Source organism: Geobacter sp., from assembly GCF_027327745.1.
Classification (GTDB): domain Bacteria; phylum Desulfobacterota; class Desulfuromonadia; order Geobacterales; family Geobacteraceae; genus Geobacter.
Genome location: NZ_DAHVYG010000020.1, coordinates 1 through 13,280, shown reverse-complemented (window position 1 = coordinate 13,280; position 13,280 = coordinate 1). Strand labels below are relative to the sequence as shown.

Genomic DNA, 13,280 nt, shown 5'->3' with positions numbered 1-13,280 from the left:
CGTTTCTCTCACCCGTTCGCTTCGCTCACTAGAGCCCACAGAGGCCACAGAGAAAAGCGACTATACGGCGACCCGCGTTATTCCGTCAACCAGCTTTGTCTCGTTGAAATTGATCAACAATCCCAATGGTGAAACGCGGGTGAAACGCGGGACACTCCCCACATTTCCTTCCACTACTCCTCTTTAACCCACCACTTCATGATGCGCCTCGGTAGAGGGCACAGAGATCACAGAGTAAGGCTTTTAAACTCTTTAAGGGTTTTACCCCGAAAAGCTTCCCAGGTTTTCAGGTTTTCCTCTGTGCCCTCTGTGCCCTCTGTGAGAGACCGGTTTTAAAGACGTTTCTCTCACCCGTTCGCTTCGCTCACTAGAGCCCACAGAGGCCACAGAGAAAAGCGACTATAGCATCGTCATAGCCGACCACTTCCGGGAAGCCACCATGCCTCAAGTAGTCAGCGAGGTGATGGTTGATCTGGGCAATTGATCTTGTGCTGTTGACGTCCGGCTCGATTCCCTTGAAATCCAGATATTCGCGAAAGGAGAGGGGAAAGACCTCGTAGCTGATGGTTCTCCCGCGCAGACTCGTGGCAATCTCGCTGCTCAGCAAGCGTGCGTTTGAGCCGGTGATGAAGATGTTTTTTGTCCCCTTGTCATACACCCGCCGAACGAACGTGTCCCATCTCACTACCCCTGCATCTACGATCAACGAATGATCCCGATATTCATCCGCCACGACATCTTGCGTCTCACGTCTCACGTCTCACTATCTTCCCCCTCTCCATCACCACATCCACCATCACCAGACAGACCATCGCCACCGCAAAGAGCACGAACCCTGAGAAGTTGTGGAAGAACCCCTGCCCCGCCGCCTCGCCGAAGTAGTAGGTGATGAGCGAGAGGGTGATGAGGCGAAAGATGTTGGCGATGATCGATATGGGGATGATCGAGAGAAACAGTATGCTCCGCTTCAGGTTGGAGATGTTCTGCAGATAGGCATAGAGCGCCCCGACCGCCATGAGGGAGATCAGGGAGCGGAGCCCGCTACAGACCTCGCCGACGATGATGGTGTAATCGGCGATATGTAGGATGACCCCTTCCCGGGTGATCAGGTACCCGGCACTCTTGAGGAGAAAGGCGGAAGCCCGGGTCACGAGCACCTGCAGCGGGCCGGTGATCATGTCGATGACGAAACTGGGGGGCGGCACGAGAAAGGCGAGAAACCCGGCCGGAAAGAGTACCCGCCGTACCCCCCGCTTGCCGAAGAGAAAGCCGGTGACGCCCACGAACACCGGGATCACCGCGAAGGACTCGGTCACCATGGAGCTGAAGATGGAACCGACCGTGTAGCAGAAGAGCCCGAAGAGGAGGAGCCCGAACGAGCAGAAATGAAAGCGCGAATCGGCCTCTCCCTGGATGAAATCGCGGTTGCGCCACAGAAGCCACAGAAACGCCGCCAGAATCAGCGGCCCGTGGCTGTAGTCGGCGTTCTTCCAGCCGTAGGTGAAGAGCTTGTAGAACGTGGGTGTGAAGAGGGCGGCCAAGGCCACGTAAGTGAGACGTGAGACGTTGGACGTGAGACGGGGTGAATTCGTCTCATCTCTTAGACAATCTACGTTCTTTTCATTTTCGGCACCAGTAACCTGCATATATTCCTGACTTCTCCCGGTAAATCTTCAGAAAACCTGTCTCTCACCCGTTCGCTTCGCTCTCTAGAGCTCACAGAGATCACAGAGAAAGGCCTATTTATGGGGTTAACACCTTCAAACGCTTTTCAGGTTTTCCTCTGTGTTCTCTGTGCCCTCTGTGAGAGACCGCTTTTTCATACTTCTCACTTCAGCAACGCTTCGTTCACCTGCACCTTCGTCTCCTTCTTCAACCCCTCCACCAGCGTCTTCAACTCTTTCTGGAGCTTTTCGTTGTAAAGCTGCGCCTTGATTACGTCTTTCACCTTTTCGAAGGGATAGGAGGTTACCCGGCGGTCGGTGATCCTGTAGATCTCGTAGCCGTCGGCCATCTTGTACGGCTTGCTGACCTCACCGACCCGGAGGGTGAAGACGGCGTCGCGGACGTTTTCCGGGAGCCGCTTGCGAGAGAACCAGCCGACGTCGCCCCGGCGGGCGGCGCTTGCCTTGTCGGTGGAGTAAGTCTGGGCCAGGTCGCCGAATTCACGCCTGATGCCGAGTTTGCGGAGCATCTCCTCGGCCGTGGCCTGGTCGGGGACGACGATCTGGCTGATCCGGATCTCTTCGCGGTTGCGGAATTCGGAGGGATTGGCGTTGTAGAAGCTCTCGGTCTCTTTGTCGTCCACCTTGATCCTGCCGGCGATCTCGTTCTGGAGGTAGGTGTTGATCACCATCTCCTTCCTCATGTCCTCGATCTTCTGCTGGAGCTCCGCCCCTTTGTCGACCTTCTTCTTGAGGGCGTCGGCATAGAGGAGCTCGCGGTTCACGAAGGCATCGAGGATCGCCTTCTTCCCCTCCCCCTGGGTGGAGAGCTTCTGCACCGACTCGGGGAGGTTGGCGACCTGCCGGTCGAAGTAGGTGGTGGTGATTTCCTTGTCTCCCACCCGGGCGAGGACCTGACTCGACCTGGAGATGTCCCCCCTGCCGCAGGCGGCGAGCGCGAGGGCGGCGAGGATGGTGAGGGTGAAGGCAGGGATGCGACGGTGTTGGTGCATTGGAAAACTCCTGGTTCAGGGTTTATAAAAACGGGGCTCGGGGCTCGGGGCTCGGGGCTTGGAAAACCGGGGCTCGGAAAACCGGGGCTCGGGACTCGGGACTTGAACCTCGATCTTTGAACTTTGTCTTTAATTCCTGGTTTTTTCCTTTAAAGAACGCTGCAGGTTTCGTAGTTTCCTTCCCAATTTGTCGGCGGTTTCGGTAATAGTCTCTAGTTCCGTCGGTACGGCGTATTTCAGGCGCTGCGCGATGTGGAGATGGGTCTCAACCTCTGCCAGCGATCCGAGCGCAATCGAAATGAACTGCAAGAATTCTCTGCTCGATTTCCGGGCATGACCTTCAGCAATATTCGCAGGCACCGAAACCGCTGCCCGCTGAACCTGGCTCGTCAAACCAAACGACTCGGAGGGAGGAAAACTGCGGCTGATCTGGTAGACCATCTCCACAAGATCGACCCCCAAACGCCAAACTTCCAGATCTCGATAACAAGTAACACCCCCGTCTCCCAAACGGCTCTCCCCCGATCTTACGACTTCGCCTTTACGAGCCCCCAGCTCCGAGCCCCGAGCCCCTAACGCCTTTGCGAGCCCCGAGTCCCGAGTCCCTAGCGGCGTTCCGCCGCGACCTCATTAACCACCGCCCCCAGTACCCTTGCGCCTGCCCCTTCCAACTGCTTCTTCATCTGCCCGAAGGCGGCATTCTTGGTCGTCCCCTTGAGGGCGACGAGAAGGGCGCCGTCGCAGAGGCCGGAAAGGACGAGGGCGTCGGCGGTCTTGCCGAAGGCGGGGGTGTCGACGATGATCACCTCGTACTGTTCCCTGAGGGTGCCGAAGAGCTCTTTGGTATCGTTCCAGCTCAGGAGCTCCAGGGGGTTGGGAGGCTTGGGTCCCGAGGGGAGGATGTCGAGGGTGTTGAGGGAGGTCCGCTGGACGGCATCTTCGAGCAGAGCACGCTTGATGATGAGGCTGCTGGCGCCGCAGTTGTTCTTCAGCTGGAACATGGAGTGGGCCCGCGGTGCCCGAAAGTTCAGGTCCACAAGGAGGGTGCGGGAGCCGAGCTGGGCAAAGACGAGGGCAAGGTTCGCCGCGATGAAGCTCTTCCCCTCCCCTTCTCCGGGGCTCATGACGCCGATGGAGGTAACGAGCTTGCCGGCCCCGGAGAGAAGGAGGGCGCTGCGGATGGAACGGAAGCTCTCGACCGAGGAACCGAACGGCTCGTGGAGGGCGAGGAGTTCCCGAGAGTACCGCTCCCCATCTCCCCCGGTGCAGGGATAGGAGTACTGGCTGGCGAGGGCCCAGCGGACGTCCTCGTCGGTGAGGATCCCGAGGGCCACGGCGGCCTCGCCGAAGAGGATGTTCTCTTTCCCCTGGAGGGCGACGATCCGGTTCAGGTCCTGGGTGGTGAGCCGCCCCGCCTGGACGAGGATGTTGCCGATGGAGGAGCCTTCGATGCGCTCGGGCGCTTTATCCGCAATTTTTAACGTGTTCATGGTTTTCTCCTGGCCGGAGGCCAGTGGGTAGAGTTTTGAGTTTTGAGTTTATCTAGTCCCGAGCCCCGAGTCCCTAGCTCCCCGAACTACCGACCGTGCCCAGCACCGGAACGCCGAACTGGCGCTCGATCGCTTCTGCTCCCTTGACGGTGTCGTCGAGGTAGTCGAAGAAGAAGGCGAGGCCGACGCCGAGGAAGAGGCCGACGAAGATGGAGAGGGCCAGGTTGAGCTTGATCTTCGGGCTGTAGCGGTCGGCCGGGGGGACGGCGACGTCGACGACGAAGACGTTGGTCCGGTTGATGTCACCCTGGATGGAGGTCTCGTTGTACTTCTTGAGCATCGCCTCGTAGACCTGCTTGGAGGTCTCGGATTCCCGGGAAAGGGAGTCCATCTCGTAGCGCGAGACGTTGGCGGAGGTCGACTGCCGCTTGAGTCCCGCCACCGCCCCTTCCAGCTGGACGAGCCGCTGGCCGGCGGAGCTGTTCTCCTGCCGGATGGCGTTGACGATGTTCTGCATCTCGGCCTTCAGCTTGCCGTTGACGGTTTCGAGCATCGACCTGAGCCGGATATACTGCGGGTGGGCGGTCCCCGCCTTGGCGGAGAGTTCGGTGAGCTGGGTCTCCAGCTTGACCTTGTCCGCCTTGAGGCTCTGGACGAAGGAGTTGGCAAGGACCTCGGGGAGGCTCTCGTAGTTCCCCCTGCTCTCCTCGACCCGCTTCAGGGCGACCCGGGTCTCGAAGAGCTTCGCCTTGGCTTCGGCCAGGTCGCGGTTGAGCTGGTCGAGGCGCTGGACGGCGTCGTCGTAGACGGCCCCCTGCTGGGCGATGATCCCCTTCTTCTGCTGGTACTCGCGAAGCTTCTCCGAGGCCTGGTCCGAGTACCCCTTGGCGTCCTTGAGCTTCTCGGAGAACCACTTCCCCGCCTCTTTGTAGGGGGTCACCTTAAGCTCCAGGTTGTAATCGGCGTAGGCCTTGGCGAAGGCGTTGGCGACCGCGGCGGAAAAGGCGGGATCGGGGGAGTAGAACTTGATGTAAAGGAAGCGGGAGTCCCTTGCCGGCTCGACCTTGAGGGAGTCGGAGAGGAAGTTGTCGGCGAGCCAGCTCCTGATGTCCTGGTCCATAGGCTTGCGCCAGAAGAAGAGCGGGTTCCCCTCCTTCGCCTTGCGGTAGCCGGCGACCACATCGGGGACCTTGTCGAGCTTCAGGATGTCGACCACCCCCTCGGCGATCCGCCGGCTCTTGATGATCTCGATCTGGGTGTTGATGTACTCCACCGAGGTGAGCGGCTGGGCGACGATACCACTCATGTTCATCGGGTTGCTGCTGTCGTAGTCGAGCATGAGGGTGGCGGTGCTCTCGTAGCGCGGCGGCCAGAGGAGCGACCCGACCAGGGTCGTCAGCACCGTGGCGAAAAAGGCAAGGAAAACGATCCGCTTCCGCTCTGTGATGATGCGCCAGAAATCCTGGAGTTGCATGTGGTAAGTCCTTTCAGGGGCTCGGGGCTCGTGGCTTAGAGGCCGGGGCTCGGGGCTCGTAAAGGCTAGTGCATTGTAACATTTAAGTTTTCGTATCTAACCCCTCCAAACCTCCCCTTGACAGGGGAGGCTTAAAGGCTTCCCCCCTGTTAAGGGGGGATTGAGGGGGGTTGGTTTTAGATGTTTCAAAGTACTAGTCCCGAATCCCGAGCCCCGAACCCCGAGCCTTAAAAAATGCTTTCCTTGATCCTTACCACGTCGTCGAGCCGGACGGGGTTGTCGATGTCGGCGCCGAGGTCCCGTTCCTTTTCGCCTTCGCGGCGGGTGATCTCGATGCGGCTTTCGGTTCCCTTGGGGGTGAGGCCGCCGGCAAGGGCGATGGCGCGCTTGACGGTGATCCCCTTCTCCAGCCGGTAGGCCCCGGGGCGGTTCACCTCGCCGTAGATGTAGAAGATCGCCTTGGGGACGTAGATGACATCGCCGTTCTGGAGCTCGATATCCTGGGAGAGGTCGCCGCCGTTCAGGAGCCGGTCGACGTCGACGGTGATCTTCCGGGTCGCCTCACGGCCGTCGGCGGTGGGCTCCTTCCTGAAGACCGTGAGAAGGTAGCCGGCGTTCTGGTTCATGCCGAGGGCAAGGGAGATGGTGTCGAGAAGCGTGGTGGGGCCGGCGATCTCGTACTGCCCCGGCTTCACCACCTCGCCGATGATGGTCACCTTGCGGCCGCGGTACTGCTGGATGAAGACGCTCACCTGCGGTTCCTTGACGAAGTTCCCCGCCGCCAGCTTCTCGGCGATCCCCTTCTCCAACTGCCTGGTGGTCAGGTTCTTGGCCACGATCTCGCCGAGGAGCGGAAAGGTGATCTTGCCGTCCTCGCTCACCCGGACCTCGGTGGTGAGGTCGGGATACTCGAAGACGCTGATCTTCAGGACGTCCTGGCTGCCGATGAGGTAATCCTGGGCGACGGAGGGAACGGCGGAGAGGACCAGCAGGGTTACTGCGATTACTGCGAGGAATGCCGACAAAAATTTACGCGCTGCCAAAATCCGTACCTCTTTGTTATGAGACGTTAGACGTGCGATGTGAGACGTAAGGCCTCTCATTGCTAAAGGTAAAAAGGGGGGTGATCGCGGCGATCACCCCCTCCGTGGGGTTTACTCGACAAAACAATACTGCCGTTTCCTGCTCCAGCCGGACGGCGTCAGGCGGCCTGCTTGAACGACCTTCTCAGCCGGCGGGCAAAGGGAAGCCCGGCAAGCCCCGCCCCCACCAGCGCCATCGATACCGGCTCGGGGGCGACGGTGCCTTTCAGGGTTGCAGACGCGATTGTGGAAGCACCACCCTCTTTGTAAGAGAGCCTGAACGAAGCGGCGTGATTAGCCAGTACATCGGCGTTCAGCATGGCAAGCTTGTCACCGCTGAACGTGTAGCTGGTGTCCGATGCTGTTATGTCTTTCAGAAACGTATCCCCGAACAGCAGCGAAAGTTTGTCGGTAAAACCGGTAGAACCTTGGCTGAACACCAGGGAAATGGTCGGCGATGAGGATCCGCCGATAAACGGGACGTTGATCCCAGTGAAGGAAAAGGTGATTGGATCCTTTCCGTTATTAATCTTGCTGCCGATATTATTCAAAGTCATCTCATACGATGACGACGACAGGGCAAGTGCCTCTCCCCCGAAAGCGATGACCGCTGCGATTGCCACAAGAAAAGCTTTCATGATTGTTCCCCCCCTCAGCGTTTACGAGCCGATTGCTTTTCTGCAGCGACGGACAAAGGGAAGCCCCACCAGACCGGCAGCCACCAGCGCCATGGAGGCGGGCTCCGGCGCCACGGTCCCTTTGAGGGTTGCCTTGGTCAAGGTGACGTCACCGAGTCCCACGACCAGGTTGAGCCGGATATCATCCCACGGGTTCTTGAGGAGATATCTGTTCAAAGCAGCCACGTTGAGGCTCAGGTTTGCTACGTTGCGTTCGTTGAAAACAAGGGTGCCGGCGTAGAGGACCTTATCAGGGTCAAGAGTACTGACACCGATCAGCGCGGTGGGGAAGTACAGGGGATGGGTGGCCGAACCCCTGAGGGTGAGAATCGCCTTCGTGAAATATTGGGAAGGATCCACGCCCTCGTAGTTAAGTTCAAGGGTTTCTCTCGAATGGAGGGTCAAACCATCGAGCCTTAGCGTGTCGGTGTAGTTGTAATTCGACAGTGCCCACGCGCCGGTCGTCGTCGCCAGGTACAGAGTCAGAAACAGCATGACAATACGAATCTTGTTCATCGCAAATCCTCGCCATTACACCAGTGCATTGAATTTCAGTGCAGACTGTTCCGGAATCTTCTCACAAACGGCAACCCCACCAGCCCGGCGGCAACGAGGGCCATGGAAACCGGCTCCGGGGCGACGGTGCCGGAAAGCTTAGCGGACTTGATGGTCGTCGAGCCGACCATTTGCGTGAAATACAGGCCCAGTGTGCCATCGGAAATGGAGCTATTCAGAGCGGCAAGGTCGAGGCTTTCATCGGCCGAAGAAAATGAGGTCAAGCCTGCATGAAATCCGCTGCCGGCTACGAGGTCGTTATCGGTGTATACTACGCCGAAATTCTTCACGCCGTAGATTTTGAAACTGCCGTTCGTAACCGCGGCAACATCAAAGACAAGGGTCGCGTCAAGGAGGTTGGCATTCAATCCATCGAAATTTAGCGATACGGAGTCAAACGGATTAACCTTGTAGCCGTTCTCACCGAAAGTGATTTCCTGGGAGTAGGACGAGAGCGCGAAGGCATGTGCACTGCAGAGGAACATCCCTGCAACCATCAGCAAAATCAGAATCTTTTTCATTGTAAGCCTCCTTTAGAAGATCAATTTGATAACCATAGAAGTCAACCAATTACAAAAATAGCCTACCGAAAAAGTTAGGCAGGCTTCGTCCCTGAAGCTATCCCGACCACAGATTGTGATATTTACAACCCGGCAGATTGGAGGCCATCCTGGCCTCGACAGTCGGTGGTCAAAATTTAGTCACTTTTTGTTTTAAAAAATATGGCCCGAAATTTAAATCGTAAAATTAAGCTTGTCAAACATTTTAATATTAATTTTTGAATCTCCTGTTTTTCCATTATGCGTGCGGAGGTTTACTCCTCCACCTCCACCCCAACCTCTTCCCGCTCCACCCCCGAGCCCCGAGTCCCGAGCCCCGGCATCCAGGTTCCGAGCCCCGAGCCCCGCTCACTTGAGGCTCTTCCCTCCCCCCAATTCGTGTTGACACCCTGCAGCCCGCCACGGTATTAAACAGGCTCTGTCTATTCACCGCTACATTCGAGAGGAGGCGTACACGCACAACCATGATCAAGATCGATTTCGAGAAGATGGGGGGGCTGATCCCGGCGATCATCCAGGACCACGCCAGCGGCGAGGTGCTGATGGTGGCGTTCATGGACGAGAAGACCCTGAATCTGACCCTGGAGACGGGGAAGACCTGGTTCTTCAGCCGTACTCGCAACAAGTACTGGATGAAGGGTGAGGAGTCGGGGAACACCCAGGAGGTGGTGGAGGTGCTGACCGACTGCGACGCCGACTCGGTGGTGATCAGGGTGAAGCAGAACGGCCCGGCCGCCTGCCATACCGGCAACCGGAGCTGTTTCTACGTGCGATGGGAGGACGGCCAGTGGGTGGAGCACTCGAACCCCCTCTTCGATCCGAAGGAGGTCTACAAGAAATGAGCAATCTTCTCTCCTTAGGCATCCCCAAGGGGAGCCTGGAAAACGCCACGGTGGAGCTCTTCCGCAAGGCGGGGTGGAATATCACCGTCTCGTCGCGGAGCTACTTCCCGACCATCGACGACGAAGAGGTCAACTGCAAGCTGATCCGTCCCCAGGAGATGGGGAAGTACGTGGAGCGCGGCACCATCGACGTCGGCATTGCCGGCCGCGACTGGGTGCGGGAGAACGACTCGGACGTGGTGGAGGTCTGCGAGATGGTCTATTCCAAGGTCTCGCGGCGTCCGGCCCGCTGGGTGCTGGTGGTGACCCAGGATTCGCCGGTCCGGGGGCCCGAGGACCTGCACGGCGCCACCATCTCCACGGAGCTCGTCGGCTTCACCAAGCGCTACTTCGCCGAGCGGAACATCCCGGTGAACGTGGAGTTTTCCTGGGGGGCCACGGAGGCGAAGGTGGTGGACGGCCTCTGCGACGCCATCGTTGAAGTGACGGAGACCGGCTCCACCATCCGGGCCAACGGGCTGCGGATCGTCTGTGACCTGATGGAGTCGGTGCCGGTGATGATCGCCAACAGGGAGTCGTGGAACGATCCGTGGAAGCGGGAGAAGATCGAGACCATCGCCACGCTGCTGAAATCGGCGCTGGCCGCCGAGGGGATGGTGGGGCTCAAGATGAACGCCCCCAACGACCGGGTGGAGGCGATCACGAGGATCCTCCCGAGCCTCAACAACCCGACGGTGGCCCACCTCTACAACTCGGACTGGGTCTCCGTCGAGAGCATCCTCCACGAGAAGGAGGTGCGGCGCATCGTGCCGGAGCTGCTGAAACTGGGCGCCCAGGGGATCATCGAGTATCCTCTCAACAAGATCCTGTAGCGGCCGATGCCGTCACATGGACCTATGTGCAGTAGCTGTTACATTTTCTTTACAAGAATAATTTTTCCGCCCGAAACGCCGACACAACTGGTTTTGCTGCCCAATCGGAGCTCCTCGTCCGGCCGTTTTCGTGTACGGACAGGTTACACCGGCACAGGCACATTCTGAAAAAATTCAACAAAGACCAGCAGTTAGGTAATGGCATTTTCTTTGCTGATTTTTTCTTGCAGAAATTGTCGACACCGGAGGCCCAATGAAGAAAACCGCTTCCAAAGTCATTGCCGTCGCCTGGTTGCTCATATGCCTCGCCCCAGCATTGGGGGGGGCGGAGGAACCAGGCACAACTCCGGCAGGAGTGGAGAAGACGCAATCCACGATTGCGAATGACCCGCAATCCTGGATCGTCCCACTCCCGTCGGAGACAAAAGCAACCGACGAAGAGCTGAGACACGTGGTCGGGCACGGGCTCGATGGTCTCTCCCCCGGAAACATGCTGTTCCCCAGGAAGTTCGAAACGGCGGGCTCCCGGATCAAGCTGTGGGACGAGGGGAACAGGGGCGTTACGAGAACCTTCTCTCTTACGGAAGGGGGATTCACCGAGAAACTGGCTTTATCCATTTCCAGCATCAAATGATTCGTTCGCAAAAACAGTTTGATGTTTTCGATTTTCTCAGTGCCCTCTGTGTGCTCTGTGAGAGATAGCTTTTCAGGATTTTGATTTTTTTCAGGCAAGAAAACCACCTGGGTTCTCTGACTCAGGTGGTTTTTCCGTTTTTGGGGCTAGTGAATACCGTACGTCTTCAGGCGCCGGTGAAGGGTCTGACGGGTTATCCCCAGGATCTCGGCTGCCTTTGAGATATTATGCCCGCAACCGTTGAGGACTTCTTTGATCTTCTCGACCTCAAGCTGGGCTACCGCATGGCTCAGGATGTTGTTTCCCCCCGCCTTGCCTGCTCTCGGGACGTCCAGGTCCAGATCCACAGGGGTTATGGCACTGCCCCCGGCCATCACCAGCGCCCGCCTCACCTTGTTGATGATCTCCCTGACATTCCCCGGCCATTCGTAACCATGGATCGCTTCCAGGGCCTCTTTCGTGAATGTCTTTGTCACTCCCATCTCCCTGCCGAATTTGCTCAGAAAGTATTTCGCCAGGATTAGCTTGTCATCGCCCCTTTCCCGGAGCGGTGGGAGTTGGATGGTAAATTCGTCCAGCCGGTAATAGAGGTCATTTCTGAACCTCCCCTCTGCGATTGCGGAACTGACGTCGCGGTTGGTGGCGGCAATGAGCCGTACATCGATGCTCTTCCCCCCCACGGCACCTATCCTCTCGATGGTCTTGTCCTGGAGAAACCGCAGCAGCTTGACCTGGAGAGCGACCGGCATCTCGCCGATCTCGTCCAGGAAGATGGTGCCACCGTCCGCAATCTCGAATTTTCCCTTCTTGCGGCTGTACGCCCCCGTGAAGGCCCCCTTTTCGAAGCCGAAAAGCTCAGCTTCGAGCAGGGTGTCGGGAATCGCGCCACAGTTTATCGCCACAAAGGGCTTGTCTTTCCGGGGGCTCCTTTCGTGAATCGCCTGCGCCGTCATTTCCTTGCCGGTGCCGCTTTCGCCCAGGATAAGCACGCAGAGGTCGGTGGGGGCCACCTTCCTGATGTTGGAAAACACATCCAACATCGCTTTGCTGGTGCCGACAAACTCCTGGATCTCTTCATTATCCTTCGGGTTTACGGCATCCGCCTCGATGAAGCCGCTGATTCTGCGCAGTTGTTCCAGGCCCAGCCCCGACAGTTTTGCGTACAACCCGGCAAGCATGCATTTTTTCTCGTAATAATCGAAATATCCCGGCGAAGCGAAGGTGAGCTCCCAGCCGCAGCTGCTGCAGACGGTCTGCCTGGCATTGAATTCCCGGCCACAATAGGGACACCCGCTGATGTCGGACAGGTTGTCGGCGATAAATCTCCAAAGCCTGTTTCTCGTACCGGTATCCAGGTCGCAGAAGCTTAATCCGTACCCCCCGTTTTCCTTCCGGGCAATGATTCCGTGATGGTCAAGAGCTCCTTTCCCCAGCACTTCATAATGCAGCGAAACGGGCGTATCAACACCGAGCATGCCGTCTGAGGCAGAGGAACGGGCGTTGATGAAGGCACCACCCACACCGAGGTCGGTGATCAGCATCTCGATGGTTGCCGATTCCGTGTTGAGCATTACGGGAAGAGCGGTCCTGATGCGGGGACTCAATCGCGGCATTTTTCCCTCCGGTCCTTCACAGCACTTAACCTTGATAAATTAAATATATTCAACATGATTGCGCTGTCAATGGAGGGCGGATGCCGAAAAAGATCGACGCAACCTGAATCCCGCAGGCCCCACAAAATCTCCTTCAATGATATCGGCATGTTGCATCGTGGACACCGGGCACTGTCGCCATAATTTTTTTGTATACCTTTTGTTACAATTCTTACTCCTGACTCATTTGCATATTTTCAGTTGGCGGCTATAGTTGTGTGTAAGCAAAAATTAACAGTTCCGATACTCACGAGGAGATGGGTAGCGAGGCAGGAAACTGCGTAGATATTCGATGGGCCTTTTATTCAGTTTTTTGGCGAGTTAGTCGAGGAGGGAACGATGTCTGGCTTACCGGCTTCGAAACGTGTGTACGAATGCTTCTTGTTCGCCGTGCTGTTTTTCGTGACTCTATTTTTCGCGACTTATAGCTATGCGGCGCCAACCGCCACCGTAAGCGGCACTCCCGCCAGCCCGACCAATGCGACAACCGCCACCCTGACCGTGGGTGGCACCGACGTTGTTGCCTACCAGTACAGCCTTAACGGCGGCGCTTACTTCGCCGAGACGCCCGTGGCCACCGCGATCAGCCTCTCGGGCCTCACCGAAGGCCCGCAGACCGTGGCCGTCATCGGCAAGGACAGCGCCGGCAACTGGCAGGACCAGGCAAGCCCCACCACCGTCAGCTGGACAGTTGATCTGACGGCCCCGGCCGCCACCGTCAGCGGTACTCCCGCCAGCCCGACCAACGCGACAACTGCCACCCTG

General features: G+C 57.9%; 15 protein-coding genes. 4 read left to right on the top strand and 11 right to left on the bottom strand.

Annotation, left to right across the window (positions count from 1 at the left end; all coding sequences use genetic code 11):
• Positions 1–367 precede the first annotated feature (367 nt).
• The 10 genes from M6689_RS03670 to M6689_RS03625 all read right to left on the bottom strand — a co-directional run bounded on the left by M6689_RS03670 (position 368) and on the right by M6689_RS03625 (position 8,476).
• Positions 368–706, bottom strand: a complete 339-nt coding sequence (locus M6689_RS03670; RefSeq protein WP_298267969.1) for an AAA family ATPase — start codon at positions 704–706, stop codon at positions 368–370.
• A 40-nt stretch (positions 707–746) separates the two neighbouring features.
• Positions 747–1,541, bottom strand: a complete 795-nt coding sequence (gene xrt / locus M6689_RS03665; protein ID WP_298267966.1) for an exosortase — start codon at positions 1,539–1,541, stop codon at positions 747–749.
• Positions 1,542–1,828: 287 nt separating this feature from the next.
• Positions 1,829–2,677 (bottom strand): peptidyl-prolyl cis-trans isomerase, encoded by an 849-nt coding sequence (locus M6689_RS03660; protein ID WP_298267963.1) that lies wholly within the window; start codon positions 2,675–2,677, stop codon positions 1,829–1,831.
• Between the two features lie 129 nt (positions 2,678–2,806).
• Entirely contained in the window at positions 2,807–3,187 is a 381-nt protein-coding gene (locus M6689_RS03655) for a four helix bundle protein (protein ID WP_298267960.1), read from the bottom strand.
• Between the two features lie 95 nt (positions 3,188–3,282).
• Positions 3,283–4,167 (bottom strand): polysaccharide biosynthesis tyrosine autokinase, encoded by an 885-nt coding sequence (locus tag M6689_RS03650; protein ID WP_298267957.1) that lies wholly within the window; start codon positions 4,165–4,167, stop codon positions 3,283–3,285.
• 73 nt (positions 4,168–4,240) lie between these two features.
• Positions 4,241–5,641 (bottom strand): GNVR domain-containing protein, encoded by a 1,401-nt coding sequence (locus M6689_RS03645; RefSeq protein WP_298267955.1) that lies wholly within the window; start codon positions 5,639–5,641, stop codon positions 4,241–4,243.
• Positions 5,642–5,868: 227 nt separating this feature from the next.
• A complete protein-coding gene (locus M6689_RS03640) occupies positions 5,869–6,684 on the bottom strand; it encodes a polysaccharide biosynthesis/export family protein (RefSeq protein ID WP_298267952.1) in 816 nt (271 codons plus the stop codon).
• 158 nt (positions 6,685–6,842) lie between these two features.
• Positions 6,843–7,361 carry a hypothetical protein gene (locus tag M6689_RS03635; RefSeq protein WP_298267949.1) on the bottom strand — a complete coding sequence of 173 codons (519 nt, stop codon included), beginning with the start codon at positions 7,359–7,361 and terminating at the stop codon, positions 6,843–6,845.
• A gap of 21 nt (positions 7,362–7,382) precedes the next feature.
• A complete protein-coding gene (locus tag M6689_RS03630; protein ID WP_298267946.1) occupies positions 7,383–7,916 on the bottom strand; it encodes a PEP-CTERM sorting domain-containing protein in 534 nt (177 codons plus the stop codon).
• Positions 7,917–7,951: 35 nt separating this feature from the next.
• Positions 7,952–8,476 (bottom strand): hypothetical protein, encoded by a 525-nt coding sequence (locus M6689_RS03625; protein ID WP_298267944.1) that lies wholly within the window; start codon positions 8,474–8,476, stop codon positions 7,952–7,954.
• A gap of 503 nt (positions 8,477–8,979) precedes the next feature.
• Between M6689_RS03625 and hisI the strand changes: the two genes are divergently transcribed.
• The 3 genes from hisI (at position 8,980) to M6689_RS03610 (ending at position 10,863) form a co-directional block, all read left to right on the top strand.
• Positions 8,980–9,357: a phosphoribosyl-AMP cyclohydrolase gene (gene hisI, locus M6689_RS03620; protein ID WP_298267942.1), complete on the top strand. Its 378-nt coding sequence runs from the start codon at positions 8,980–8,982 to the stop codon at positions 9,355–9,357.
• Positions 9,354–10,229: an ATP phosphoribosyltransferase gene (gene hisG, locus M6689_RS03615; RefSeq protein ID WP_298267940.1), complete on the top strand. Its 876-nt coding sequence runs from the start codon at positions 9,354–9,356 to the stop codon at positions 10,227–10,229. Before hisI ends, hisG begins: the two co-directional genes overlap by 4 nt.
• Positions 10,230–10,482: 253 nt before the next feature.
• Complete coding sequence (locus M6689_RS03610; protein WP_298267938.1) at positions 10,483–10,863, top strand: hypothetical protein; 381 nt, start codon at positions 10,483–10,485, stop codon at positions 10,861–10,863.
• A gap of 146 nt (positions 10,864–11,009) precedes the next feature.
• Here M6689_RS03610 and M6689_RS03605 read toward each other — a convergent pair whose 3' ends face one another.
• Complete coding sequence (locus tag M6689_RS03605; protein WP_298267936.1) at positions 11,010–12,476, bottom strand: sigma 54-interacting transcriptional regulator; 1,467 nt, start codon at positions 12,474–12,476, stop codon at positions 11,010–11,012.
• Positions 12,477–12,854: 378 nt separating this feature from the next.
• On the opposite strand from M6689_RS03605, the gene M6689_RS03600 reads away from it, so the two are divergent.
• The coding region (locus M6689_RS03600; RefSeq protein ID WP_298267934.1) for a hypothetical protein at positions 12,855–13,280 on the top strand (426 nt) is incomplete at its 3' end.